This is a genomic window from Amycolatopsis sp. BJA-103 (genome assembly GCF_002849735.1).
GTDB lineage: Bacteria > Actinomycetota > Actinomycetes > Mycobacteriales > Pseudonocardiaceae > Amycolatopsis.
In genome coordinates this window covers 4527311-4552690 of record NZ_CP017780.1, presented here as the reverse complement: position 1 = coordinate 4552690, position 25380 = coordinate 4527311, and the positions used below count along the sequence as shown (strand labels likewise).

The window sequence follows — 25380 nt, the reverse complement described above, 5'->3', positions numbered from 1 at the left end:
GGTTTCAACTGGTGAGTGCACCACCTCTAGTCTAGCAACACTTTGCTGAACGCTTCGATCGGCTTAAGCCAACCTAGTGTCTGTCGCGGCCGGTCGTTGAGTTCGTCTGCGATGGCATCGAGTTCGTCCTGTGAATATCCGGATAGGTCGGTTCCTTTGGGAAGGTACTGGCGCAACAACCCATTGGTGTTCTCGTTGCTGCCGCGTTGCCAGGGCGAGCGCGGATCACAAAAATACACCGGCATGCCGGTGGCCATGGTGAACTTCCTGTGGCCGCCCATCTCGCCACCCTGATCCCAGGTGACGCTGTTCTTGAAAACGTCAGGCAAAGTGTTCATCTTGGCGGCCAGCCGCGGGGCAACGTTCTCGGCCGTGCGATCGTGAGGAATACGCACCAGCATGACGAATCGAGTGCGCCGTTCGACCAAGGTCGCGATCTGCGATTGATTGTTCGCGCCGACGATCAGATCGCCTTCCCAGAAGCCCGGCACAGCACGGTCCTCGGCCTCGGCCGGCCGCTCGCTGATCAGGACCATGTCCTTGATCTTGCCCCGCAGCTCCGCCCCTCGCGACCGGGCCCGTCGCTTGATCCTGCCTTGGCGCAACCCCTCGGCCACCTCTGCCCGCAACGTCCCCTTCGCCTGCACGAACAACGCCTGGTAAATCGCTTCATGTGACACCCAGCGAGAATGATCCATCGGATGGTCGAGCCGCAACCTGTACGCGATCTGCATCGGTGACCACTTTTTCCGCAACCCCTCATGCACCACGCGAGTCAGAAACGGCGATTTCAGCACCTTGCGTTCCTTTGGACGCTTCCGTAGTCGATCAGCCCGGCGCTGCGCAACCAACGGCGAATACGCCTCCCGTCCACCGTTGCGGTCAACCTCGCGGGACACCACCGAATGATCCCGTCCAATCCAGGCCCCGATCTCCCGAAACGACTTCCCCTGCCTCAACCCGAACGCGATCAATTCACGCTCCACCGACCGCAACGGAACACCACGCGACACGGCACACCCCTTCGCTACCCAGAACGATCATTATCCCAGCCGGTGCACTGACCATCTGAGCCCGTGGGGAGCCGAACAAACGCCACTGAAGGGTGATTACGGCGAGAATGAGTCCGCGTCCGAGTGACGGAATGCGCTGGGGTCGTGAGTGGCGTTTCGGGTTCTAATCCGAAACGCCACTCACGACCACCTGTACCGACGCCTCACTTCAGCCGGATCGTGGAAGCTCGACCTCCCGCATTTCCGGTGTCTCAGCACGGAAATCGCCGTACCTCGCCCAGTGGAGCGCGACGCGCAGGACGACCACACCCCCGCCGCCGATCGAGTCCGCGAACTCCGGGAACGCCGCGAGATAGGCGGCCTCGCACCGCTCGAGTTCGTCTCCGGCCGGAGCGTCGGCGACACCTTCGCATTGCAGTGTCGTGCCGTCCGTGCCGCCGATGACGATCGCGATCCGCCCGTCGCGGCGCAGGTTCGCGACCTTGCGGGAGTCCGGTTTCGCGTCGAACACGAGCTCGCCGCGATCGGTCACCGCGAGCGGGAGATAGGCGGCTTGGGGCGCGCCGCCGGGGCCGAGCGTCGACACGACACCTGTCCGCTGCGCGCGCACGTACTCGATCAACTCGCTGTGGTCCATCGCGCCAGGTTAAGGCGGGGCGTCGCTCACCTCCGCGCGGCGTCGGCCTGAATGGCCAGCCAGGCTTCGTGCTGCCCCTCCGTCCTGTCCCAGAGTGCGGCCAGTTCACCGGTCCCGATGTCCTCCAGCGGGATGCGGAATTCCGTCAGTGCCCCCGCGAATTCGTCCAGGGTGGACAGTGTGCGGCGATCGGTGCCGTCGCGCGTGACCGTCCGCGCGCGGAGGGCCAGTTCGTGACCGTCGCGATGGTGTTGCGCCACAAGCACTCTGGCGAACGGGGAGGCCGGGTCCCTGGTCAGGGCCCGGTCGGCGAATTCGGCGAGTTCGCGGGGCGCGGTGCGGAAATCGCAGGAGGCGATCGTGCCGTTCGGATGATGGTGCACTCGCCAGGTGCCGGTGTCGAGACGTTCCATCCGGTAGGGCAGTTTTCCTTGCCAGTGCGTGCCTTCCCGTAGCGGTAGCGGCTCGAGGAACGCGTCCCCGATGCCGGTGTCGGCGAACCAGCGCTCGCCGTCGACGTCGATCAGCAGGGCGATGTGGTTGCCCCATTGACCGTCGCCGCGGGTCGCGCGCTGTACCGCGGCTTCCACGATCGTCACGGTGAATCCGGCTGCCCGGAGCAGGAGGGCGAGTGCGCCGTTCATTTCGTAGCAGAGCCCGCCGCGGCCGCGACGCGTGAACTTGTCGAGCAGTGCGTCCGGGGTGAGCAGGATCGGCCTGCCGAGTTGGATGTCGAGGTTCTCGTAGGGGATCCGCAGCCGCCACGCCCGGTGCAGGTTCCGCAGCGTCGCCAGATCCGGCCGGACAGGTTCGCGGTACTTCAACCGGTCGAGGAACGCGTCGAGCGTCATGCCGCCTCCATTCGTTAGACTGACTCTAAGATTAGAGTAGCTCTAAGTTTGGCTCGGCTCCAGTATGCTGGGCCCATGACCGAACCGGTGGGCTTGCGGGAACGGAAGAAGTGGCGCACCAGGAAGGCGTTGATCGAGACGGCGTACCGGCTCTTCGAGCAGCAGGGCTACGACCGGACGACCACCGCCGAGATCGCCGCGGCCGCCGAGGTGTCCACCGCGACGTTCTTCAATCACTTCGCGACGAAGGAGGACCTCCTCCTCACCGACGACGGCGAGCACATCCTGCGTGCCGGGTTGGACGTGCTCGCGGCGCGCGAGCCGGGCGAGACGGCGGCGGGACTTCTGCGGCGCGCGATGCACCGGATGCTCGCCGAGGCGGGGACCGGGATCCGCGACCCGGCGGCCGAGCCGGAGCGGATCCGGTTGGACCTGATCACGTCGGTGCCGTCGTTGCGCGCGACGATGCTGCAGCGGGCGTTCGACGCTCAGCAGCGGCTTTCGGCCGCGCTGCGCCGGGCCTGCGACGGTGAACTGGACGAGATCGACGCCGCGGCGATCGTCGGCGCCGTCACCGGTGCCGTCTTCGCCGCCGGGCAAACCGCCGTGCGCGAGGGGATTCCACTCGACGACGCGATGCGGCGGGCGATCGATCTCGCGACGGCCTGACGAGCCGCCGGTTCACGAGCGGCGCCAGGCGATCCCGCGATAAGTGGAGCTGTCCGCGGCGAAGCCGTAGCCGATGATGACGGCGCCCACCGCGTTGATGTGCTGGGCCACGATCGCCGTGAGCTCGCGGGGCGACGGGAGCGGGATGGGTGTCGCGTCGGCGTCCCAGCGGACGGGCCGCACCGTTCCCTGGCTCACGGACTCGCCGACGACCGTTCCCGCGTCGTCGAGGTCGAAGCACGTGCTGGCGACGTCCGAGGGCAGGGGCCGGAGCACGGTGGGCCGTCCGTCGCGATCCCAGCGCGCGCAGGTGCCGCGCCGGTCCGGTGTCACGCCCCAGCCGATCGCGACGCCTGGCCCGGCGATCCGGACGACCTGTCCCGCGGTGAACTCCGGTTCTCCGGTCAGCAGGACGGTCCCGCCGTCGCGGTTCCACACCACCCCGTCGCCGAGGATGGCGCCGGAATCGGTGATGCCGCAGGCGGTCGCGCGGCGGGGCGGCGGCAGTTTCCCGATCTTGCCCGACGGGGTCCAGCGCACTGCGGTCCGGGCGCCCGTGCCGTCCTTGGCCGATCCGACGACTTCGTCCAGTCCGTTCAGGTCGTGGGCCTGGGTGTCACCGCCGCCGGGAAGGGTGCCGAGTTCCACCGCCTCGCCGCCGGGTTCCCACCGCAGCGCCCGCCACCGGTAACCCGGCCGCATCGCGTTCCCCAAGATCGATCCGCGTTCGTTCACCCGGCACGCCGTGCCGGAGACCATGCCGGAGGGGAGTTCGAGCACCCGGACCCGGCCGCCGGGTTCCCAGCACGCGGGCCGGAGGTTCTCGCCGGTGTAGAGCGCGCCGGCGACGAGGCCCGCGGTGTTGGCGCTGACGGCGCGGCCGCCGGAAAACCCGTCGAGGATCGGCAACGGCGACGGACGTCCGTCGCCGTCCCAGGACACCGGCCGCGCGCCCGACTCGCCCACGATCATCCCGGCGTCGTTCACGCAGTAGGCGCCGGTGCCCTCTCCGGCGGAGAGCGGACGCAGGTCGACCGCCGTGAAGCCGGGTCCCTCGGGTGTCGGATCGGGCACGAGTGCGCAGCCTAGTGCGAAGAACGCTTGCGGTGGCGAAAATTGCACTGACCGGGTGACGCGGGTGTCCTCATCGGATCCGGAGACCGCACTCCACAAAGGACGGGCTACGGCGTCAGCACGATCCTGCCGAACACTTCGCCGTCGTCCATCTTCCGGTGCGCCAGAACGGCTTTCTCCAGCGGCAGCAGCTCGTGCACCACCGGGCGCAGTTCACCGCGAGCCGCGGCGTCGAACTGGGCCGCTCCCACCGCCCGCTGATCGGAACGGGGCACCGTGTCGGCGCTGAGGGCGGAGAACGACAGGGACTTCCGGAACGCCGCGATGAGCTTGGTGCCGAAGTCCGCAGGCGGCATGCCCGCGACGACGCCGACCGCCACCATGCGGCCGTTCGGTTCGAGCCGGTCGAAGAAGGAAGGCATGTCCACACCGGACACGATGTCGATGATGACGTCGTACCCCGCGGGGCCGTCCCCGTCGCCGGAACGGCCGAGGACGTGGGTCGCGCCCAGTTCGCGCAGACGCTCGCCGCGTTCGGCCGACGACGTCGTGACCGCCACGGCGCTCGCGCCCCCGGCCGCCGCGAGTTGCACCGTCATGATCCCGATGCTGCCCGCCGCCCCGCGCACCAGCACCGACTCGCCGGGGGCGAACCGCGCGCGGGCGAGTGCGAAATGGGCCACCACGCCGGAAGTCCCGAGGGCGACCGCGTCGGTGGTGGCGAGGTTCCCGGGGAGAGGCACGATCCGCTCGACGGGGACGGCCGCGTGCTCGACGTAGCCGCCGCCCTCGCCGGTGAACGCCCAGACGCGCCGCCCGATCCAGGACGGGTCGACGTCGTCGCCCGCCGAGGTGACGGTCCCGGCCACCTCGTTGCCGGGTACGTGCCCTTCCCGGAAGCCGAATCCGGAGAGAGCCCCGCTCCGGATCACGGTGTCGACGCCGCCGACGCCGATCGCTTCGACACTGATCAGCACTTCTCCCGTGGCGGGAACGGGGGTGGGGAGGTCGATGACCGCCAGGCCTTCGGGGCCGCCGAACGCCCGGATCTCGACTGCTCGCATTTCGTCTCCTCGTCCTTCGTCTTCGGTCAGGCGGAAAGCTAACGGACGCCCCCGTCCGTTTTCGCTAAAGTGAGAGTGGTGACCAGTCGTTTGCCTCGGATCCCGCGCTCCGACGCCCTGGACAACCGCGACCGCATCCTCGAAGCGGCTCGCGCGCTGTTCGCCACCGAAGGGCTGAACGTGCCGTTGCGGGAGGTCGCACGCCGTGCCGATGTCGGCCCCGCCACGCTGTATCGGCATTTTCCGACCAAGGAGATCCTGGCGACGGAGGCCTTCTCCGACCAGATGCGCTTGTGTCACCTCGTCGTCGACGAGGGGCTCGCCGACCCGGATCCGTGGCACGGCTTCTGTTCCGTGATCGAGAAGATCTGCGAGCTGCACGCGCGCGACAGGGGTTTCACCGCGGCCTTCGTTTCGGCCTTCCCCAAGGCGATCGACTTCACCACGGACCGCGACTACGCGCTCAAGGCGATCGCCGAACTGGCAGGCCGGGCCAAGGACGCCGGGAACCTGCGGCCCGACTTCGTCCTCGACGACCTGATCCTCATGCTCATGGCCAACAACGGGATCCAGGCCGTTTCGCCCGCCGCGCAGGTCGCGGCGTCCCGGCGGTTCGCGGCGCTGGTGATTCAGGCTTTCCGGGCCGCGCCGGAACAGGTGCCGCTGCCACCAGTGGCGCGCCTGGCCCTCGTGGCGCCGGCAGGCATGACCCTCTCGGTCACTTCCGGCGAGCTTCGAGGCCTTCCAGGATGAGATCCAGACCGTAGGCGAACTCGCCCGTGTGGTCGTACTCCGGCCGCCGGGAGTGCTCGACTACCACCTCGGTGAGATAAGGGAACTCGTCCGGCGGCAGCTGTTCGAGAAGGTCGCCCGCCACCTGATCGACGTCGCCGCTCACCGGCAGGTTCGACTCCTGGAGAACGAAGCCCCCGATGTAGCTGTCGATGAGCGAGACGGCGTGCACGGCCATCGGGAGCGTGAATCCCGCTCGCCGCAAAACCCCCAGGACGGCGTCGTGGTGGCGTAGCGTCGCTTTCCCGGGATTGCGGCGGGAGTCCATGAGACCCAGAGCCCAGCTGTGCCGTGACAGAACTTCGCGGGCGGACGACGCGCGTGCGCGGATCGCCTCGCGCCAGTCGTCGTTTCCGGCATCGGGCAGTGCGATCGCCGCGAAGACCGTGTCGATGACGCCGTCGAGGATCGCGTCCTTGTTCGGCACGTGGTGGTACAGGGACATGGCCTCCACGCCCAAGTGCTGCGCCACCCGCCGCATCGTCATCGCTTCCACGCCGCCACTGTCCGCGACCTCGATCGCGGCTCGCAGTACGCGTTCCCTGGTGAGCGATCGGCGAGGCGGCACATTGACAACCTTACAGGTGTAAGCCAACCTTACGGGCGTAAGGCAATTGAAAGGAGAGTCCGATGCCGTTGCCGAGATGGTGGGGACGCGTCAACAACCGGGTCTTCAACCCGCGCGCGATCGCCGGAGGGAAGTACCCGGTGCTGATCCACGTCGGCCGTACCTCGGGAAAGACCTACCGCACGCCGCTCGACGCGCATCCGGTCGACGGCGGCTATCTGTTCATCCTGGTGTACGGCGCGGATTCGGACTGGGTGCGCAACGCCATGGCGGCACGGGGAGCACGGCTGCGGATCGACGGGCGGGAGGTGGAACTCGCCGCTCCGAGGCTCGTCGGGGCGGACGAGCTCCCCGCCGGGGTGAGCCGTCCGCCGAAGTTGCTCCGTGTCACCGAATTCCTCCGGATGGACCTGGTCTCCGGCTGAACCCTGAGACGACCCTGCCCCGGGTTAGTACCGTGGTGGTAGGCGGCATCGTCCTCGCAGCCGATGCCGGGTGCGGCGATGCTTCGTAGTTTTACCGGTATGAAACGAACTTCAGTGGTGATCGCCGCACTTTGCGCGGCTACGCTCGTTTCCCCGGCGGTCGCGTCCGCGACGCCGCAAGCGAAAGACCCGTTGCAGCGGACTCTGCAGCGTGACGCCGACGCGCTCGTGGCGGGCGGTTCTCCGGGTGCCCTGGTGGAAGTGAGCACGGCCAAGGGCAGCGTCAAGGTGCGCAGTGGCCATGGCGATCTGCGGGCCAAGACGCCGGTTCCGTGGAACGCGCACTTCCGGATCGCCAGTTTCAGCAAGACGTTCCTGTCCGCGACGATGCTGCAGCTCGTCGGCGAGGGACGGCTTTCCTTGGAGGACAAAGTCGATCGGTGGCTGCCCGGTGTGGTGAGCGGGAACGGCAACGACGGCCGCGCCATCACCGTCCGGCAACTGCTCCAGCACACCAGCGGTCTGCACGACTACCTGGCGGAGCTCGATCTCTTCACCGAAGAAGGCTTCCTGCGTCATCGGTTCGACAAGCTCAGCGCTTCCGAGGCGGTGAAGCTCGCCGTCGGCAAGCCGCCGGAGTTCGCGCCCGGGTCGGGCTGGGGGTACTCCAACACCAACTACGTGCTCGCCGGGATGGTGACCGAGAAGGTGACCGGGAGGGATTGGCGGAAGGAGATCACCGACCGGCTCATCCGGCCGCTGGACCTGCGGGAAACCTCGCATCCCTACACCTCGCCGTTCCTTCCCGCCCCGCACGCCCGTGGCTACGACCGGTTCGTCGAGGAGGGCTCGAACCCGCCGCGGCTCGGACGGCGGGTGGACGTGACGCTGATGAATCCGTCGGCGGGCGGGGGAGCGGACGGTTCGATCAACAGCACCACCGAGGACGGCAACAAGTTCCTCCGGGCGCTGCTGGGCGGCGAGGTGCTCGAACCCGCGTTGCTGGCCGAAATGAAGAAGACCGTGCCCGCGCCGGGGCTCGGCGCGTACGGGCTGGGGCTCATGAAGCTGACCGGCTCTTGCGGTGACTACTGGGGCCACGGCGGCGCGCTGCCCGGCTACCTGACGGGCAACGGCGTGACCGAGGACGGCAAGCGCAGCGTGATGGTGTCGCTCAACACCCTCACGCCCTACAACCCCGGTGCCGAACTGCCGGAAGGGAATCCGCTGGATCCCGTGATCGACCACGCCCTCTGCGGTCGCGGCTGATCCTCAGCCGCCCCAGGCGCGGGCCGCGTCGACCAGAGCCGTGACGCATTCGGCGACGGCCGGTCGCGTCTCGCCCTGGGGCTGCACGGCGTAGAGCTGCCGGTGCAGCGCGGGTTCGAGTTCGGTGCACACCACGGTCGGCGGCGCGATCGTGGTGGCCATGCTCGGCACCAGCGTGACCGCGCCGAGCCCGGCGACGACGGCGAACTGGGTGCCGAAACCGCTGACCGTGTGCCGCACCGTCGGCTCGATGCCGCGCTCGCGCAAGGTCTGGCGGAGCCAGGTGTTCGCCAGGGTCGGGCGCGCCCAGGCGACCCAGATCTCGTCCGCGAGGTCTTCGGCGGGAATCGAGTCCGCGCCCGCCAGGGGATGCCCGGCCGGGAGCACGATCATCGCCGAGTCGTCGCGCAGGACGGTCCAGCGCGTGTCCGGCGGCCGGGTGAGCGGCAGGTTCTCCCAGCTCTCGACGACCACGACGTCGAACACGCCGTCGGCGAGCGCGGGCAGGGCCACCTCCGGTTCGACCTCGTGCAGCCGGGCCTCGATACCGGGATGGCGGACGGCGAGGCCGGTGAGCGCGGGCGTGATGAACGTGTGCACCCCGGAGGGGATGGCGCCGATCTCGACGACGCCGGTCATCTCGCCGGTGAGCGAGTCCAGATCGGCGCGGGCGGCCCGGAGTTCGGCGAGGACCCGGTCCGAGCGTTGCGCGAGCAGCAATCCCGCCGGGGTGAGCCGGACGCCGCGCCCGTGCCGGACGAGCAGCCGGGTGCCCGCCTCCCGCTCCAGTTTGGTCAGCTGCTGGGAGATCGCCGACGGTGTCACGTGCAGCAGTTCGGCCGCCGCGGCGAGTGAACCCCGCCGCCACACCGCGTGCAGCATCCGCAGCCGCTCCACATTGGACAGATCGCCACTCATTAGCCGAGCTTAACCCTCGCGGTAAGAGGATCTCGCTGGTCCTCCCCGGCGTCGTACGGTCGAATCGAATCCATGCCACGCCAGAGAGTTCTCGCCGATCCGCGCGCACAAGGAGTACTCGGTGCCCTCGCGATCGCCCTGTCCGCCCCGCTCGTCGCGCTGTCCGGCGCGAGTTCGACGACGGCGACGTTCTTCCGTTGCCTGCTGGCGTTGCCGATCCTCGTGCTCCTGGCACGCTCGCGAGAGCGGGGACACCGGCCCACCCCGGCGGCGCGGCGACGGCACGTGCTGGCCGGTGTCCTGCTCGGGATCGACATGGTGCTGTGGAGCGAGGCGATCCTCTCCGTCGGCGCCGGCGTCGCGACTGCGCTGGTCAACGTCCAGGTCGTCCTCGTTCCCCTGGCCGGGATGCTGTGGTTCGGCGAGCGGCCGTCGCGGCTGTTCTGGCTGTCGATCCCGCTGATGCTGACGGGCACGGCACTGGCCGGGGGACTGGCGGACGGCGGCGCCGCGGGCAGCGATCCCTGGTACGGCACAGTCATGGCGCTGCTGGCGGGTGTGGCCTACGCCGGTTACCTCGTCTTGCTGCGCCGCGCCGGTACCGAGAGCGGCGGCCGGACGACGATGCTCGCCACGGCGACCGCGGCCTCCGCGAGTGTGGGCGGCCTTTCGGGGCTGGTGGCGGGAAACCTCGACGTGACGCCGCCGCCTTCGGCGTTGCTGTGGCTGCTCGTGCTGGCCCTGACCGGGCAGGTGATCGGCTGGCTGCTGATCAGCAAGGCGTTGTCCGCGCTCCCGGCGAGCGGCGGGTCCGCCGTGCTCATGCTGCAACCCGCCGCCGCGATCCTCTTCGGGGCCGCCCTGCTCGGCCAGTGGCCGACCCCGCTGCAGCTGGCGGGGTGCGCGCTCGTCGTCGTGGTGGTCGGCGCCGTTTCGTTCCTGGGCGGCCGGCCTTCACGGGACCACGAGCACCGGCCAGTGCCCGGTCTTGATGAGCTTCGTCGCGACGGAGCCCGCGAACCGGTGGCCCGCCTTCTGTGAGGCGCCGACCACCACCGTGTCGACCTGGCCGCGGTCGGCCGTGTCGCGGAGCGCGGTGTACGGATCGCCGTAGGTCTTCAGGAAGCTGACCGGCACTTCCAGCTCTTCGGCGGCCTCGCGGATCTGTTCGCGGAGTTCGGCGTACAACTGCAGTGTCGTGTCGTGCTCCACCGTCGCCGCGACAGCCGGTCCGAGGTTCGTCAGCACCGTGCGGCTGACGACGAAGGCGACGAGCAGCCTGCCGCCCTCGCGCCGGGCCATGCCGAAGGCGAAGGCGGCCGCCCGCATCGCCGTGTCGGAGCCGTCGACCCCGGCCAGGATGGCCCGCCCCGAAGTCCTCCGGGGCGGGCCGAAACGCTCCACAGTGGACTCGAAAGCCCCGGGCGTGCTCATCCCGCGACCGGGTCGGACGCCGGGGAGTCCGACTTCGACTCCAGGTCGATGGTGGTGCGCAGGGTGAGCGGCTTGAGCAGCAGCGCCGCGATCACGCCCACGACGCCGACCGCCGCGGAGATCAGGAAGATGTGCGCGGTCGCGTCGCCGTACACGGTGTGCACGATCGTCTGGACCTCCGGCGGCAGCGCCTTGAGGTTCAGCGCGCTGACGCTTCCCGTCGATGCCTGCCCCGCAGGCACGTGCAGCGCGGTGGACAGGTCGGCGGTGACCCGGTTCGCGAGGACCGCGCCCAGTACCGAGACCCCGATGGTGCCGCCGAGCGACCGGAAGAACGTGACCGAGGCGCTCGCCGCGCCGAGATCCCGCAACGGCACGGTGTTCTGCACGGCGAGGACGAGGTTCTGCATCGTCATACCGACCCCGATGCCGACGATCGCCATCGCGACGCCGACCAGCCACAGCGGCGAGGCGTGGTCGACGGTGCCCAGCCCGAGGAACCCGATCACCAGGGTGATCGTGCCCGCCACGATGTACGGCTTGATCCGCCCGGTGCGGCTGATCAGGCGCCCGGACACGGTCGAGGACACGAGCACGCCCGCCATCAGCGGGATGGTCAGCAGACCGGCTTCGGTGGGGGAGTAGCCGCGGCCGACCTGGAAGTACTGGCCGAGGAACACCGCGCCGCCGAACATCGCCATGCCGACCGCCAGGCTCGCGACGATCGCCAGCGCGGGGGTGCGCTGGGTGATGATGTGCAGCGGGACGACGGGTTCGCTGACCTTCCGTTCCACCATCAGCGCGAGCGCGAGGAGTACGACACCGCCGCCCACCATGAGGGCCGTCTGCCACGAAAGCCAGTCGAAGGTGTTGCCGACGAACGAGACCCAGATCAGCAGGACACTCACGCCCGCGGCGATGAGAGCGGCGCCGAGGTAGTCGACGCGCACGTTCTCGCGGCGCACGGTTTCCAGCTTCAGGGTCCGCTGCAGGACGGCGAACGCGAGCACCGCGATCGGGACGCCGACGAAGAAGCACCAGCGCCAGCCCAGCCACGGCACGTCCACGATCAGGCCGCCGAGGAGCGGTCCGCCGACCGTGGCGACCGCCATGACCGCGCCGAGGTAGCCGTTGTAGCGGCCGCGTTCACGCGGCGGGATGATCGCCGCGATCACGACCTGGACCAGCGCCTGCAGGCCGCCGACGCCGATGCCCTGGAACGCGCGGGCGGCGATCAGCTGGCCGGTGTTCTGGCTGAACCCGCTGATCATCGAGCCGATCACGAAGATCACGATCGCGATCTGCACCAGCGTCTTCTTGTTGAACAGGTCGGCGAGTTTGCCCCAGATCGGGGTGGTGGCCGTCGCCGCCAGGAGGGTGGCCGTGACCACCCACGTGTACTGCGTCTGCGTGCCGTTCAGCGAGCCGATGATCAACGGCAGGGCGGTCGACACGACCGTCGAGCTGATCATCGCCACGAGCAGCGCGAGCAGCAGCCCGGACAGCGACTCGAGCACCTGACGGTGCCCCATCGCGCCGGACGGCGCCGCCACCGTCGTTCCATCGGTCTTCATGGCGTCCCTTCGAGCGTTCGAGGCAATTATTGCCCACTGTGCAAACTTGCACAGTGGGAACTTTATTCCCCTCGCTACGCTGTCCTGGTGGACACCCTCGACACCCTCGACACGCTCCGCACCCGCAAGAAGGCGGCGACGCGGCACTCGCTGCACGAGGCCGCCCTGCGCCTGGCGATGGAGCACGGTCTCGACGGGGTGACCGTCGAGGACATCGCCGACGCGGTGGGGGTGTCCCGGCGGACGTTCTCGAACTACTTCGCGAACAAGGAAGACGCGATCCTGCACGCCGACCGGGAGCGGACCGGGCTGCTGGTGTCGCTGGTCGAAGGCAGGCCGCCGGGTGAGAAACCGTGGCCAGCGCTGCGCGCGGCGTGCCGGGAGCTGTACCGGGCGCACCCGGTGCCGGACCGTGAATGGGTGGCGCAGCTGCGGCTGCTGCGACGGCACCCGTCACTGCTCGCGCGGCAGGCGGGCGACCAGATCGCCCTCGAACGCGACCTGATCGCGGTGCTGCTCGCCAGGGGGCACGGCCTCGACCAGGAGTTGGCCCGGCTCACGGCGGCGACGTTCCTCGCCACGCTGCGGACCGGGAACGTGCTGTGGCTGGAAGGCCCGGACGATCAGCCGCTTCCCGACGTCGTGGACCGGGTGCTGAGCCGCGTTCAGCTCCGGTGACCGAGCGCGAAGGTCGTCGACACCACCGTGGTGGCCGCGCGGACGAAGGCGGCGACGGCCGGTGAACGGGAGTCCTGCGGCCACATCACCGTGAGGGTCGTGGGCTCCAGATCGTTGACGGCCAGGTACGCGATGCCCGGCCTGCGGTAGCGATCCGCCACCGAAACGGCCATGAAGCAGACGATGCTGCCCAGTTCGACCAGTTTGAGGATCTGCGTCAGATCCGAGACGGGACCGTGGGGCACCACGGAGGCGGGAGGACCGGTCGAGGGGCCCTCGTCGGCGGGGGCGCCGTCGGGCAGAATCCGGCCGGCCAGATCCGCGAGGGTCAGCCGTGACCTGGCCGCCAGCGGGTCGTTCGCCGCCAGCGCGACCAGCCGGGGTTCGGTCAGCAACGGCTCGAAGTCCAGGCGGCGCGCGTCGAACGGGCTGGGGACGAGCGCCACGTCCGCCCGCCCGTCGCGGAGCTGCCGCGGCTGCTCGCCCCGGCCGCCGAGGATCAGTTCGATCGGCAGCGCGCCTTCCTCGGCCTCGTAGGCCTCGATGATCTTCGGCAGGCACCCGGCGTCGTGGTCGGCCTTCAGCGCCAGCCGCAACCGGGGATCGGGGCGGCCCGCCTGCCTCGCCCGCCGGTCCGCCGCGGCGACCGCCTCGAGCGCGGTCCTGGCGTCCCGCAGGAGCACCTCGCCCGCGTTCGTCAGCGTGACCTGGCGGGTGGTGCGTTCGAACAGCCGGACGTCCAGCCGTCGCTCCAGATCCCGGATCGCCCTGGACAGCGGCGGTTGCGCCATCGCGAGCCGCTCGGCCGCCCGTCCGAAATGGAGCTCCTCCGCGACCGCCACGAAGTACCTGAGCTGCCGCGTCTCCAGATCACTCATATCCCCAGGGTATCAATGGCGACCGGGCCGGTCCTTCAGCTCGGCGGCCTTCGCGCCTTGACTGGGGATGTCGAAAATCCCCTAGCACCACGGAGTCTTCATGATCGTCGTCACCACGCCGACCGGGCAGATCGGCAGCCGGGTGCTCGGCACCCTCCTCGAAAGCGGTGAGCCGGTCCGCGTGATCGTCCGTGATCCCGCCCGCCTCGCCGATGACGTCCGCGAGCGCGTCGAGATCGTCAAGGGCTCACACGGCGACCCCGGCGTCGTCAACGAGGCATTCGCCGGTGCCGACACCGTTTTCTGGCTGGTAGCCGCGGACCCTCGCGCCGAGAGCCTCGAAGCCACCTTCGTGGACTTCACTCGGCCAGCCTGCGAAGCCTTCGAAAAGCAGGGCGTCGCCCGGGTGGTCGGTGTCTCGGCTCTCGGCCGTGGCGTCACGAAGAACGCCGGGCACGTGTCGGCCTCGCACGCCATGGACGCCCTGATCACCGGAACGGGCGTGAGCTACCGGGCGCTGACGATGCCCTCGTTCATGGACAACCTGCTGTGGCAGGCTGGGCCGATCGGGAAGGACGGCGTCTTCTTCGGACCGGTTTCGGGCGATCGCAAGGCGCCGACCTGCGCCATCCGCGACATCGCCGCGACCGCCGCCGAGCTGCTGCTCGACCCGTCGTGGCACGGCGTGGCCGACGTCCCGGTACTCGGCCCGGAGGACCTGTCCCAGAACGACCTCGCGGAGATCATGTCCGACGTCCTCGGGCGGCCGGTCCGGTACCAGCGGGTCCCCATGGAGGACTTCCGCGCGACGCAGCTCGAACACGGGCAGTCCGAGGCGATCGCGCAGGGCATGGTCGAAATGATGGCGGCCAAGGAAGCGGGCCTCGACAACGCCGAGCCGCGGACGCCGGAGGCCACCACGCCGACGACCTTCCGGCAGTGGTGCGAGGAGGTGCTGAAGCCGGCCGTCGTGTCCGGGAGCTGACGACCGGGGCCTCGTGAGTGGTAAGGACGGTTCTAACCGTCCTTACCACTCACGAGGTTCGCTTCAGATCGAGCCGGTGCGCAGCGCGAAGGCGACGGCGTGCGTGCGGTTGTGGAGCCCGTACCGCGCCATCACCCGGTGGAGGACGTTCTTCACCGTGCTCTCCGAGTAGGCGAGTTTGGCCGCGATCTCTTCCGTGCCATGGCCGTCGGCCAGCAGCCGGAGGACTTCACGCTCCCGATCGGACAGACCGGACAGCGCGAGACCGTTGGGCACCAGCAGGTCTTCCTGTATTCGTTCGAGCTGGGAGAGCAGGCTGCCCTGCAAGCGGGGCGGCAGGGCGGCGGCGCCCTGGCTGACCGCCAGGATCGTCCGCACCAGATGCTCGCTGTCGAGGTCGCGCCGCGGCAGCAGTGCGGCCATTCCGCATTCGATCGCCGTCATCAGGACCTGGACCGGGAAATGGTCCGTGACGATCACGCACCTCGGCGGTGACATGAGTGACGACGCGGCACGGACCTGGCGCAGGAACGTGAAAACCCCGTCGCCGATCGAATCCCCGACCGTCACGATCACCTCGGCCCGGCCGAAGTCGGTGTCGGGCAGTACGTTCAGTCGCTCGTCGGCGCCGAGAATGCTCGTCGTGCCGAGCCCGGCCAGGAGATCCGGGGCGTGCACGGCGACTCTGACGCGATCGGTCCCCCTGGTGCTCTTCCCTCCGCGATTCATGATCGAAGTCCCCATCCGAAGCGTCGGAAACCCGGAAACGGGCAAGCGGAACGGCTGTCGGCCGTCGGGTGGCGAAAGGCGGCCGATCCGCTGGTGAGTAGTTATTACTTTGCTTAGAAGTTATAACGTTACAACGTTGCATGTCAACCGCGGAAGCCACGCTTCCCACGGATGGCAGCAGCGTCACAGGGCAAGACGCCCGAAGGCCGTGAAAGGTTCAGTGCGAACGTGATCGGTCTCGGCGAAAGCCGGTCACCGCGTCGTGAGGTCGTCCAGTTCGTCCGCGATCAGCAGGTCGGGATCGAACTTCATGCCGATGAAGTGGCCGGCGAGTTCGAGCGAGAGCACGCCGTGCAGGCGGGTCCAGAAGGCGAGCGCGCGGTGCAGGGTCGCGGACGTGGCCGGGTCGTCGCCCGCCCAGTCGCGGTGACCTTCCAGGTGCTTGTCGAACGGGGTGTCCGGCTTGTCCACGGTGATCGCGCGGCACGCTTCGAGCAGGACCGCCATGACCTCTCGCGAGATGGCGGTGGTGTCGTCGGGCGCGTGGTAGCCGGGGACGGGCGTCCCGTAGATGAGGAAGTAGCGCTGCGGGTCGCTCCGGGCCCAGTCCCGGATGGTGACGGCGAGCCCGGCAAGGTCGGCTCCGGAGTCGAACGCCGCCCGGACGGTGTCGGCGAGGCTCCGGTAGGCGTCGCGGATGAGCGCGGTGATGAGGTCGTCGCGGCTGGCGAAGTACCGGTAGAGTGCCGGGCCGCTCATGCCCACCTGTTTGGCGATCGCGTTGAGCGACAGCGCGGGGACCCCGGCGGCGGCGATCTGCTCCCACGCGCGCTGCTTGATCTCCGCGCGCACCTGGTCGCGGTAGCGCTCCCGCGGGCTCTGCCCGTCCGCGTCCGTCATCGGCCCTCCCGCTCCGTCGAGCCCGCAGCTTAGTTGCAGCTACGGCCGATGAGGAATCGAAGGGGCATGATCGGTTGCACGAACCGCTCTGATCCGCCGGAATCACCGGGTGCCCGGTCGCCGCTGATCGACAATGGACTCCTTGATCTCATGTGCGGAGGAGGACGTGCCGGATGGCTGGCGATGACTTCACCTGGCTGGACGCGACGGCTCAGGCGGAACTGGTCCGCACGGGACAGGTGTCACCGCTGGAACTGCTCGACGCGGCGATCGCGCGGATCGAAAAGCTCGACGGTGAACTCAACGCCGTGGTCAGTACGCGCTTCGAGCAGGCGCGGCGTGAGGCGGTGACGGCGCGAGGGCCGGGACCGTTCCGCGGCGTGCCGATGCTGCTGAAGGATTTCCTCTGCCACACCGCGGGCGATCCGGTGCACGGCGGCATGCGCGCCCTGTGGGAGCGGGATTGGCGCGCGCAGTCGGACTCGTACCTCGCCGCGCGCCTGCGGGCCGCGGGTTTCCTGTTCTGCGGCCGGACGAACACGCCGGAACTGGCGACGAGCATCACCACCGAACCGCTTCTCCATGGCGCGACAAGGAATCCGTGGGACCCGGCGCGGTCGCCGGGCGGGTCGAGCGGCGGTTCGGCCGCCGCGGTGGCCGCGGGCATGGTCCCCGTCGCCCACGGCAACGACATGGCGGGTTCGCTCCGGATCCCCGCGGCCGCCTGCGGACTGGTCGGGCTGAAACCGAGCCGCGCGCGGACCAGCCTCGGGCCGGACTTCGGCGAGTACTGGGGCCAGGTCACCCACGAACACGTCCTCACCCGATCGGTCCGGGACACGGCGGCGGTCCTCGACGTCACGGCGGGGGCCGCGCCGGGTGACCCTTACTCCGCGCCGCCACCCGACCGTCCATATCGGACGGAGGTCGGCGCGGATCCCGGACGGCTGCGGATCGGGTACCGGATCACCGCGCCGGGCACCTGCGAAACCGCGCACGCCGACTGCGTCGGCGCGGTCGAACGGACCGCGCGGCTGCTCGAATCCCTCGGCCATCAGGTCGCTCCCAGCGCGGCGGCCGCCTTGGACGCGCCCGGGATGTTCGACACCATGCCCGCCCTGCTCGCGGCCGTGGTCACCTGGGAACTCGAGGCCTGGTCGGAGCGGCTCGGTGAGCGGCTGTCTTCGTCCGACCTGGAGCCGATGAACGCGATGCTCGCCGAAGCGGGCCGGTCGGTCACCGCCGTGCAGTGGATCGCCGCGTCGCTCTCGTCGCAGCGATGGGCTCGCGGGGTGGCGGCGCTCTGGGAGGACGAACTGGACGTCCTCCTCACCCCGACGTCGCCCGCGCCGCCCGCCGCACTCGGCGAACTGGCCCCGGACGCGAAGTCGCCCGAGGAACTGGCCGCCGGTATCGCCACGGGCGCGGCGTTCACGGCGCCGTTCAACATCACCGGCCAGCCCGCGATCTCCTTGCCCCTGCACTGGAACGCCGACGGCCTGCCGATCGGCGTCCAGCTCGTCGCGGCCCAGGATCGCGAAGACGTCCTCATCCGGCTGGCCTCGCAACTGGAGGAAGCCGCGCCGTGGTCGGCTAGGCGTCCGGCAGAAGCGCCAGTTCGGCCAGCGCCTGTTCCCTCCGGGCCTTGAACGACGGCCCGGGGGAGAGCTCGACGGCCAGGGTGAGGCACTCCCTGGCCTCCTCGAAGGCGCCCGCTTCCCGCCAGGCACGCCCCTCGCGGAGCGCGCAGATCGCCTCCATCGCGGCGAATCCGCCTTCCCACGAGAGCCATCGGCTGGTGCGGTAGTAGCCCGCCGCTTCCCGCCATTCGGCGAGATCCCCGAGCACGTCGCCGATGGCGCGCAGGCACAGTGCCTTCAGCATCCGGTGGAGTCCGGGGTAGGTGTCGGCCGCCAGCCGTTCGGCGTCGGCGAGGACGGCACGGAAAACGGCGAGCGCTTCGGAGTACCGCCCGGCCGCGCGCAGCGAGTGCCCGTAGACGTTCCGGGCCGAGCTTTGCCCGTCCCAGAACGGCAGTTCGTCCGCCGATTCGTACCCGCGTTTCGCGTATTCGAACGCTTCCGCGGTCTCGCCGATGTACCGCAGCACCTGGCCGAGATAGATGGACGCCCAGGTCTGCTCGGTGCGGTCGCCGACCCGGGTGGCGATGTCCAGCGCGCGGCGATGTGCCGCCACGGCGCCTTCTTCGTCGTCGAGACAGACACTGCAGGCCCAGCCGACGAAGTTGAGCAGCTTCGCCTCGTCCCTGGCGTTGCCCAGCTCGCTCGCCGCGGCCGCGCCGAGCGAGAAGATCTCCAGCCACGGCCGCTGGGCACTCCGTCCGTCGGAGTACCAGTGCAGCGCGACGGCGAGATCGCTGACCTCCCGGTGCCAGCCCTTCCGCGCCGCCACCCGCTGCGCGGCGACCCAGTTCCCGCCTTCGACGTCCAGCCAGCGGGCGCTCTCGTCCCGTGAGCCGAACCGCCCGGTCTCCGGTGCTTTCGGGTAGAACAACCGGGCCGCTTCGGCCGCCTTGTCGAGCAGGTGGGCGAGCACGGTGTCCCGCGCGGACGGGTCCTCCTCCGCCTCGAACCGTTCTTCGGCGAACAGGCGGATCAGATCGTGGAACTGGTGGCGTTCCGGCTCGGCCGTGGTCTGCAGGAGGCTGGCGTCGACGAGTTCGTCGAGGTGGTCACGGACGTCGGCGTCGGTCGCGCCGGACACGACGGCCGCGAGTTCGGGACCGAAGTCCGCGCCGGGAACGGTCGCCAGCCGCCGGAACAGCTGTCGCGCCCCGGCCGAAACCGCGCGATAGGACAGGTCGAACGCCGATCGCAGCTGCAGATCGCCCGCCGCGAGCGCGCGCAGGCGGGTGCTCTCGTCGCGCAGCCGGTCGGCCAGCTGGGCGAGCGACCACTGCGGCCGGGTGGCCAGCCGGTTGCCCGCGATCCGGACCGCGAGCGGCAGATGACCGCACAGCTCGACGAGTTCCCGTGCCGCGGCGGGCTCCGCGCGCACGCGCTCCTCGCCGATGATCTTGGTGAGCAGGCCGGTCGCGCCGCCGTCCGAAAGCGGCTCGAGCCCCAGCCAGCGCGCGCCTTCGAGCCCGGCGAGCGTGCGGCGGCAGGTGATCAGGGTGAGACAGCCGGGCCCGGTGACCAGCAGCGGCCGGACCTGCGCCTCGTCGGCGGCGTTGTCGAGCAGCAGCAGGACCTTCCGGCCGTCGAGCAGCATCCGCAGCAACGCCGACCGTTCGGCTTCGGAGGCGGGCACGTGCCCCGGCGCGACGTCCAGCGCGCGCAGCAGCCGGTCGAGCGCGGCCCGGGCGCTCAACGGTTCTTCGTCCATCCCGCGCAGGTCGACGGCGTAGCTCCCGTCCGGGAAGTCCCCGCGCCACCGGTCCGCCGCCGTCACCGCGAGCGCGGTCTTCCCGACCCCGGCCTGCCCGACGATCGCGACCACGCCGCCACCTTCGGCGACCTTCGCGGACAGCTGGTCCAGTTCGCTTTCCCGGCCGGAGAGATCCGCGAGGGGAGCGGGCAGTGAGCAGGTCGCCGCGACCTGGGCGGCCAGTGCCGGGTTGCGGCGCCTGCCCTGTTTCGCGACGGTCAGGAAGAACTCCCGGTCACCGCCGGTCAGGCCGAGCGCGTCCGCGAGCACTTCCGACGAGCGCTGCTGGGCGGCCCGCGCGCGGCCGTGTTCCAGCTCGCGCAGGGCGCGGACGCTCAGCCCCGAGGCCTCGGCCAGCCGCTCCTGTGTCCAGCCCGCGGCCCGCCGGTGTTCGAGCAGGAGCTTTCCGAACACCGACCGCTTCTCACTCGCTTCCACCGGTTTCACCGCGGTCCATTCAACCGGCAGGCTTGCGGTGGCGAAAAGCTGCCCCCTTCTTCTGCTTGTCCGCCCTTCCCGGCGGCCGGTTACCTGGAAGCATGTCCACGATCATGACGACGCCCGTGCGGCCGGTCGTCCGGGCCGAGGAGCGCCGGGAGATCCGGGTCGCCGTGCACGCCGGCGACCCGCTCGTCCTTGCGGGCCTGCGCAGCGCGCTCGGCGCGGGCCCCGGCATCACCTTGCGGGACGATCCGGCCGCGGCCGACGTCCTCGTCGCGGTCGCGGGGAACGAGCCGCACCGGATCCCGGCCGGGCCCGCGCGGCTGGTGCTCGTCGCCGACAAGCCCAATCAGGCCGAACTGTGGGCCGCGGTGGAACGCGGGCTCGCCGTCGTCGTCGCGCGCTCCGAGGCGACGCCCGGGCGGCTGCTGCGCGCGGTCGCGGACGCCCACGCCGGCCGGGGCGATCTGCCCGCCGACCAGCTCGGCAGCCTGCTGCGGGGGATTTCGCGACTGCACAAGGAAGTCCTCGAGCCGCGCGAACTCACGCTAAGCGGGCTTTCGCCCCGTGAGACCGAGGTGCTCCGGCTGCTCGCGGAAGGATTCGACACCGGCGAGATCGCCCGGCGGGTGGCCTACTCCGACCGGACCGTGAAGAACATCCTCCACGGCCTGCTGAGCCGGTTCGGTCTACGGAACCGCACGCACGTCGTGGCCTACGCGCTTCGCGAAGGCCTTATCTGACAGGCATCTTCAGATGACGCCTTCCCGGATCGCGTACGCCACCGCGTGCGACCGGTTCCGCAGCCGGAGTCGGTCGGTGACGGCGTAGATGATGTTCTTCACCGTCCGCTCCGAATAGGACAGTTCGGTGGCGATCTCCTGGGTGTCGAGCCCGTCGGCCATCAGGCGCAGGACGTCGATCTCACGCGAGGAGAGCGCCGACCCGGCGGGCTCGCCCGGCGTGAGCGTCTCCCGGTGCAGCCGCTCGGCGTGTGCGGTCAGCCTGTCGAGCAGGGTGGACGGCGGGCTCGGGGTACCCGAAGCGGCACGCCGGACACTGTCGGCCACCCGTGAGTCGGTCGCCGCCGACCTCGGCAGGATGGCGGCCACCCGGCACTCCACCGCGACCGCGAGACCGCCTTCCTCGATCCGGTCGGTCACCAGCACGATCGGCTTGCCGAGTTCGAGGGCGACTTCACGCAACGCGGTGACCGCGTCGGCCGAAAGCCTTTCGAAAGCGGCGACGACGACCTCGATCCCGTCCCGCGCCGGGTCGTCGACCACCCTCACGGACGCCCGTGTCCCGAGGAGGTCGGCCATCCCGGCCGTCGTGATGGGGTCCAGGGCGCAGACGCTCACCCGAACTGCTCGCATGCGTTCCTCTTCTGCCGTGGACGCCCGTGTCCACTGTGGATCCTGATTTGTCAAGAGCCGCCGGTACAGAAAGCCTTGCCCCTCTGAGCGGGCGGAGTTCTTGTACCGTGGAGTTCGGGAAGCGACCCGCCTCGGTGACCCCCACACTTGACGGTGGGTCGCTCCCTTTTTCTTGTGGCTCAAGGCAATCCTCGCCTCGCCTCAGGGGCGCGGCAACGTATTCGGCCGGGTCCTGGTTGCCCCGCCAGCGGAACCTGGCCGAATGGGCACGTGCGTATCCGCCGCTGTCCGGGAGTACCGGCTTCGCTGCCTGACCCGGTGCAGCGCGTCGGCCACAGAGCACGGCCAGAGTGCCCCCTTCAGCAATTTTAGGCCCCCGACCTGCATAGACGCCATTGTGGCGCCACTTGGCGCCAAGTTGTTCTTGCACTGGTGCCATCGCGGTGCCATGATGGTGCCATGGACTTGACGCCCTTTGTGGACACCGTTCGCCGGGAACTCGCCGTCGCCGCCGAGGCAGGCGGAGCGGAGGCGAGCGCCCTCGCCGAACGCTTGACCGCGCCGCTCGCGTCGGCCATCCGTCTCGCGCTGCTGGACGCGTTGTCCGCCGCGTCGGACGAGATCACCCGGGATCTCGCACCCGGCTCGGTCGAGGTCCGGCTGCGGGCCGGTGAAGCCAGCTTCGCCGTCACGCTTCCGGCAGCCGAACCTGCCGTCGCTGTCGCGGCATCGGTACCGGAGCCGCCGATGCCCCCGCCTCCGCCGCTGCCGGAGGAAGAGGGGGCCACGGCGCGGATCAACTTCCGGCTGCCGGAACCGCTCAAGGCGCGCGTCGAAGAAGCGGCGGCCGCACAAGGCCGTTCGGTCAACGCGTGGCTCGTGCGGGCCGCGTCAGCCGCGCTGAGGCCGTCGGAACCGCCCGCCCCGCCCACCTCGGCGACCAGTGGCCACCGCGCCGCGCAGCGCTACACCGGCTGGGTCAGCTAGACCCCGTCCGACCAGCACAAACACCGATCACACCACCTTTGAGGGGACAACCATGCCTTCTTTTGCCACCCCGGAACCCATTCTCGCGGACCTCGAGCCGGTCGTCGGCTACGTCCGCATCGTCGCCGGCGACCGCCCGGAAACGGTCGTCGAAGTCACTCCGGTGGACGAGAACAACGACTCCGACGTCGACGCCGCGAAGCGGACCGTCGTCGAATTCTCCGGCGGCACCCTGACCGTCCGCGCACCGAAGATGCGCCTGCTCGACTTCTCCAACAAGACCAGGTCGATCGACGTGACCATCGAGCTGCCCGCCGGCTCCCGGGTGCAAGGGAGCACTGGTCTCGGCGACCTCACCGCGACCGGGCGGCTCGGTTCCTGCCGCTACAAGTCCGGGACCGGGCACATCCGGCTCGACCGGACCGGTGAGCTGAAAGTGCACTCCGCGTCCGGGAACATCGTCGTCGAGCACGTCGACGGCAACGCCGACATCAGCACGAGCTCCGGCCGGGTGCACGTCGGCGAGATCGCGGGCACCGCGGTGGTGAAGAACTCCAACGGCACCACCACGATCGGGGCGGCGGGCGACTCGATCCGCCTCCGCTCGGCCAACGGCGACATCACCGTCGAGCGGGCCGAGGGCGACGTCGAAGCCAAGACCGCCAACGGTTCGGTCCGCGTGCTCGACGCCGCCAGGGGCAAGCTCGACCTCGACACGTCGATGGGGGACATCGAGGTCGGCATCCGCGGGGGCAGCGCGGCCTGGCTCGACGTGAACACCCGCTTCGGCCGCGTCGTCAACGACATGGCCGCCGCCGGCGCGCCCGACGCCACGACCGACAAGCTCGAAGTCCACGCCGGAACGTCCGTCGGCGACATCCTCGTTCACCGTTCCTGACCCTCCGGGTCCTTTACACACCAGGGGAATCCACATGAAACACCCGGCCATCTCCGCGACCGGACTGCGCAAGTCCTACGGTGACAAGGTCGTCCTGGACGGAGTCGACCTGCACGTCCCGACCGGCACCGTCTTCTCGTTGCTCGGCCCCAACGGCGCGGGCAAGACCACCACGGTCAACATCCTGTCCACTTTGGTCAGTCCCGACGCCGGGGGCGCCACCATCGCCGGAGCCGACCTGGCCACCGATCCGGACGGCGTCCGCGCCTCCATCGGCCTCACCGGCCAGTTCTCCGCGGTCGACAATCTGCTCACCGGCGAGGAAAACCTGTTCCTCATGGCGGATCTTCACCATCTGCCGCGCCGTGCGGGCCGCAAGCGTGCCGCCGAACTGCTGGAACGGTTCGAACTGAGCGACGCCGCGAAGAAGACCCCGGCCACCTTCTCGGGCGGCATGCGCCGCAAGCTCGACCTGGCGATGACCCTGATCGGTGATCCCCAGATCATCTTCCTCGACGAGCCGACCACCGGTCTCGACCCGCGCAGCCGCCGCACGATGTGGCAGATCATCCGCGACCTCGTCGCCGACGGCGTGACGATCTTCCTCACCACCCAGTACCTGGAGGAGGCCGATCAGCTCGCCGATCGCGTCGCCGTCCTCGACGGTGGCCGGGTCGTCGCACTGGGCACGCCCGACGAACTGAAGCGGCGCGTGCCCGGCGGGCACATGCAGCTGAAGTTCTCCGACGCGGGCTCGCTGCGCGACGCGACCCGCGCGCTGCAAGTGTCCACTTCGGACGAAGAGGGCCTGGCGCTGCGCGTGCCGACCGATGGCACCGTCGCCGCTCTCCGCGCGGTGCTGGACCGGCTCGATGCCGAAGCCGTCGCTGTCGACAGCCTCACCGTGCACACCCCGGATCTCGACGACGTCTTCCTCAGCCTCACCGGTCACCGGACCGAAGCGACCAAGGAGTTGGCCCGATGACCAGCCTGACCCTCTCGATGCGCGACTCGTCGACGATGCTGCGCCGCAACATCAGACATATGCAACGGTATCCGTCGCTCACCATCATGCTCGTCGGCCAGCCGATCGTGTTCCTGCTGCTGTTCGTCTACGTCTTCGGCGGCACCCTCGGCAACGGTCTCGGCGGCGGGGGCGGCCGCGCCGAATACGTCGGCTACGTCACGCCCGCCATCCTGCTCATCACCGTGTGCAGCGCCGCCCTCGGCACCGCCATCTCGGTGGCGACGGACATGACCGAGGGCATCATCGCCCGGTTCCGCACCATGGCGATCAGCAAGGCGTCGGTGCTGACCGGTCACGTCGTCGGCGCGTTCATCCAGACCGCGTTCGCGCTCGCCGTCGTGTTCGGGGTCGCGCTGCTCGTCGGTTTCTCGCCGACGGCGGGCGTCGGCGAATGGTTCGCGGCGGTCGGGGTGCTGTTGCTGCTGACCATCGCGCTCACCTGGCTGTCGGTGGCGCTGGGGCTGGCCGCCAAGAGCGTCGAGACGGCGAGCAACACCCCGATGGTGTTCATGCTGCTTCCCTTCCTCGGCAGCGGTTTCGTGCCCACCGACTCGATGCCCGCCTGGCTGCGCTGGTTCGCCGAGTACCAGCCGTTCACGCCGGTCATCGAGACGCTCCGGGGACTGCTGCTCGGCACCCCGATCGGTGGCAGCGCTTGGCTCGCTGTCGGCTGGTGCGCGGTGTTGTCGATCGTCGGCTACCTGTGGTCGAAGTCCTTGTTCGCCAAGGAACGCGACCGCTGAGCCGGAACCTGAACCGGGGGTCGTCCCGGGCCGGAGCGTCTCGCTCCGGTCCGGGACGTT

At 69.8% G+C, this 25380-nt stretch carries 27 protein-coding genes; 13 read left to right on the top strand and 14 right to left on the bottom strand.

What is annotated here, in order from left to right:
* Window positions 1–26: 26 nt before the first annotated feature.
* From BKN51_RS19605 to BKN51_RS19595, 3 genes are all read right to left on the bottom strand, one after another.
* Window positions 27–995 (bottom strand): IS30 family transposase, encoded by a 969-nt coding sequence (locus tag BKN51_RS19605; RefSeq protein WP_101613326.1) that lies wholly within the window; start codon window positions 993–995, stop codon window positions 27–29.
* Between the two features lie 226 nt (window positions 996–1221).
* Window positions 1222–1650 (bottom strand): pyridoxamine 5'-phosphate oxidase family protein, encoded by a 429-nt coding sequence (locus BKN51_RS19600; protein ID WP_101609021.1) that lies wholly within the window; start codon window positions 1648–1650, stop codon window positions 1222–1224.
* A 26-nt stretch (window positions 1651–1676) separates the two neighbouring features.
* The gene (locus BKN51_RS19595) at window positions 1677–2501 is read right to left on the bottom strand and encodes an arylamine N-acetyltransferase family protein (protein ID WP_101609020.1); all 825 of its coding nucleotides are present in this window, start codon (window positions 2499–2501) and stop codon (window positions 1677–1679) included.
* A 75-nt stretch (window positions 2502–2576) separates the two neighbouring features.
* Here BKN51_RS19595 and BKN51_RS19590 point away from each other — a divergent pair, with 75 nt between their 5' ends.
* Window positions 2577–3170, top strand: a complete 594-nt coding sequence (locus tag BKN51_RS19590; RefSeq protein WP_101609019.1) for a TetR/AcrR family transcriptional regulator — start codon at window positions 2577–2579, stop codon at window positions 3168–3170.
* Window positions 3171–3182: 12 nt separating this feature from the next.
* On the opposite strand, the gene BKN51_RS19585 is transcribed toward BKN51_RS19590, so the two are convergent.
* On the bottom strand, window positions 3183–4244 hold the full coding sequence (locus tag BKN51_RS19585; protein WP_101609018.1) for a hypothetical protein: 1062 nt from the start codon (window positions 4242–4244) through the stop codon (window positions 3183–3185).
* Between the two features lie 107 nt (window positions 4245–4351).
* Window positions 4352–5308 (bottom strand): zinc-binding dehydrogenase, encoded by a 957-nt coding sequence (locus tag BKN51_RS19580; protein ID WP_101609017.1) that lies wholly within the window; start codon window positions 5306–5308, stop codon window positions 4352–4354.
* Between the two features lie 78 nt (window positions 5309–5386).
* On the opposite strand from BKN51_RS19580, the gene BKN51_RS19575 reads away from it, so the two are divergent.
* Window positions 5387–6061: a TetR/AcrR family transcriptional regulator gene (locus tag BKN51_RS19575; RefSeq protein WP_101613325.1), complete on the top strand. Its 675-nt coding sequence runs from the start codon at window positions 5387–5389 to the stop codon at window positions 6059–6061.
* Here BKN51_RS19575 and BKN51_RS19570 read toward each other — a convergent pair.
* A complete protein-coding gene (locus tag BKN51_RS19570; protein ID WP_101609016.1) occupies window positions 6027–6668 on the bottom strand; it encodes a TetR/AcrR family transcriptional regulator in 642 nt (213 codons plus the stop codon). The two genes, BKN51_RS19575 and BKN51_RS19570, sit on opposite strands and share 35 nt — an antisense overlap.
* Before the next feature lie 62 nt (window positions 6669–6730).
* On the opposite strand from BKN51_RS19570, the gene BKN51_RS19565 reads away from it, so the two are divergent.
* Window positions 6731–7093, top strand: a complete 363-nt coding sequence (locus BKN51_RS19565; protein WP_101609015.1) for a nitroreductase/quinone reductase family protein — start codon at window positions 6731–6733, stop codon at window positions 7091–7093.
* A gap of 99 nt (window positions 7094–7192) precedes the next feature.
* Window positions 7193–8362 (top strand): serine hydrolase domain-containing protein, encoded by a 1170-nt coding sequence (locus tag BKN51_RS19560; RefSeq protein WP_233224211.1) that lies wholly within the window; start codon window positions 7193–7195, stop codon window positions 8360–8362.
* A gap of 3 nt (window positions 8363–8365) precedes the next feature.
* On the opposite strand, the gene BKN51_RS19555 is transcribed toward BKN51_RS19560, so the two are convergent.
* Window positions 8366–9280, bottom strand: a complete 915-nt coding sequence (locus tag BKN51_RS19555) for a LysR family transcriptional regulator (protein ID WP_101609013.1) — start codon at window positions 9278–9280, stop codon at window positions 8366–8368.
* A gap of 72 nt (window positions 9281–9352) precedes the next feature.
* Here BKN51_RS19555 and BKN51_RS19550 point away from each other — a divergent pair, with 72 nt between their 5' ends.
* The gene (locus BKN51_RS19550) at window positions 9353–10321 is read left to right on the top strand and encodes a DMT family transporter (protein ID WP_101609012.1); all 969 of its coding nucleotides are present in this window, start codon (window positions 9353–9355) and stop codon (window positions 10319–10321) included.
* On the opposite strand, the gene BKN51_RS19545 is transcribed toward BKN51_RS19550, so the two are convergent.
* Both BKN51_RS19545 and BKN51_RS19540 read right to left on the bottom strand, forming a co-directional pair.
* The gene (locus tag BKN51_RS19545; RefSeq protein WP_101609011.1) at window positions 10235–10714 is read right to left on the bottom strand and encodes a universal stress protein; all 480 of its coding nucleotides are present in this window, start codon (window positions 10712–10714) and stop codon (window positions 10235–10237) included. The two genes, BKN51_RS19550 and BKN51_RS19545, sit on opposite strands and share 87 nt — an antisense overlap.
* Window positions 10711–12288, bottom strand: coding sequence for an MDR family MFS transporter (locus BKN51_RS19540; RefSeq protein WP_101609010.1), 1578 nt, complete (start codon window positions 12286–12288; stop codon window positions 10711–10713). Before BKN51_RS19540 ends, BKN51_RS19545 begins: the two co-directional genes overlap by 4 nt.
* Window positions 12289–12375: 87 nt before the next feature.
* Between BKN51_RS19540 and BKN51_RS19535 the strand changes: the two genes are divergently transcribed.
* Window positions 12376–12966, top strand: coding sequence for a TetR/AcrR family transcriptional regulator (locus tag BKN51_RS19535; RefSeq protein WP_101609009.1), 591 nt, complete (start codon window positions 12376–12378; stop codon window positions 12964–12966).
* Here BKN51_RS19535 and BKN51_RS19530 read toward each other — a convergent pair.
* Window positions 12954–13844, bottom strand: coding sequence for a LysR family transcriptional regulator (locus BKN51_RS19530; RefSeq protein ID WP_101609008.1), 891 nt, complete (start codon window positions 13842–13844; stop codon window positions 12954–12956). The two genes, BKN51_RS19535 and BKN51_RS19530, sit on opposite strands and share 13 nt — an antisense overlap.
* A gap of 100 nt (window positions 13845–13944) precedes the next feature.
* Here BKN51_RS19530 and BKN51_RS19525 point away from each other — a divergent pair, with 100 nt between their 5' ends.
* Window positions 13945–14829: an NmrA family NAD(P)-binding protein gene (locus BKN51_RS19525; RefSeq protein WP_101609007.1), complete on the top strand. Its 885-nt coding sequence runs from the start codon at window positions 13945–13947 to the stop codon at window positions 14827–14829.
* A 63-nt stretch (window positions 14830–14892) separates the two neighbouring features.
* Here the strand turns inward: BKN51_RS19525 and BKN51_RS19520 are convergent, their stop codons facing one another.
* Window positions 14893–15558: a helix-turn-helix transcriptional regulator gene (locus BKN51_RS19520; RefSeq protein ID WP_101613324.1), complete on the bottom strand. Its 666-nt coding sequence runs from the start codon at window positions 15556–15558 to the stop codon at window positions 14893–14895.
* Window positions 15559–15810: 252 nt separating this feature from the next.
* Window positions 15811–16458: a TetR/AcrR family transcriptional regulator gene (locus tag BKN51_RS19515; RefSeq protein WP_101609006.1), complete on the bottom strand. Its 648-nt coding sequence runs from the start codon at window positions 16456–16458 to the stop codon at window positions 15811–15813.
* A gap of 173 nt (window positions 16459–16631) precedes the next feature.
* Here BKN51_RS19515 and BKN51_RS19510 point away from each other — a divergent pair, with 173 nt between their 5' ends.
* Entirely contained in the window at window positions 16632–18107 is a 1476-nt protein-coding gene (locus BKN51_RS19510) for an amidase (RefSeq protein ID WP_101609005.1), read from the top strand.
* Here BKN51_RS19510 and BKN51_RS19505 read toward each other — a convergent pair.
* On the bottom strand, window positions 18052–20295 hold the full coding sequence (locus tag BKN51_RS19505; RefSeq protein ID WP_101609004.1) for an ATP-binding protein: 2244 nt from the start codon (window positions 20293–20295) through the stop codon (window positions 18052–18054). The genes BKN51_RS19510 and BKN51_RS19505 overlap by 56 nt on opposite strands.
* A gap of 92 nt (window positions 20296–20387) precedes the next feature.
* On the opposite strand from BKN51_RS19505, the gene BKN51_RS19500 reads away from it, so the two are divergent.
* Window positions 20388–21032, top strand: a complete 645-nt coding sequence (locus tag BKN51_RS19500) for a helix-turn-helix transcriptional regulator (protein ID WP_101609003.1) — start codon at window positions 20388–20390, stop codon at window positions 21030–21032.
* A 9-nt stretch (window positions 21033–21041) separates the two neighbouring features.
* Here the strand turns inward: BKN51_RS19500 and BKN51_RS19495 are convergent, their stop codons facing one another.
* A complete protein-coding gene (locus BKN51_RS19495; RefSeq protein WP_101613323.1) occupies window positions 21042–21611 on the bottom strand; it encodes a helix-turn-helix transcriptional regulator in 570 nt (189 codons plus the stop codon).
* 513 nt (window positions 21612–22124) lie between these two features.
* Here BKN51_RS19495 and BKN51_RS19490 point away from each other — a divergent pair.
* The 4 genes from BKN51_RS19490 to BKN51_RS19475 are packed head-to-tail and all read left to right on the top strand — an operon-like array spanning window position 22125 to window position 25320.
* The gene (locus BKN51_RS19490) at window positions 22125–22652 is read left to right on the top strand and encodes a toxin-antitoxin system HicB family antitoxin (protein WP_199193122.1); all 528 of its coding nucleotides are present in this window, start codon (window positions 22125–22127) and stop codon (window positions 22650–22652) included.
* A gap of 52 nt (window positions 22653–22704) precedes the next feature.
* The gene (locus tag BKN51_RS19485) at window positions 22705–23550 is read left to right on the top strand and encodes a DUF4097 family beta strand repeat-containing protein (RefSeq protein WP_101609001.1); all 846 of its coding nucleotides are present in this window, start codon (window positions 22705–22707) and stop codon (window positions 23548–23550) included.
* 34 nt (window positions 23551–23584) lie between these two features.
* Entirely contained in the window at window positions 23585–24535 is a 951-nt protein-coding gene (locus tag BKN51_RS19480; RefSeq protein WP_101609000.1) for an ATP-binding cassette domain-containing protein, read from the top strand.
* Window positions 24532–25320: an ABC transporter permease gene (locus BKN51_RS19475; RefSeq protein ID WP_101608999.1), complete on the top strand. Its 789-nt coding sequence runs from the start codon at window positions 24532–24534 to the stop codon at window positions 25318–25320. The genes BKN51_RS19480 and BKN51_RS19475 overlap by 4 nt, the downstream gene beginning before the upstream one ends.
* Window positions 25321–25380 lie beyond the last annotated feature (60 nt).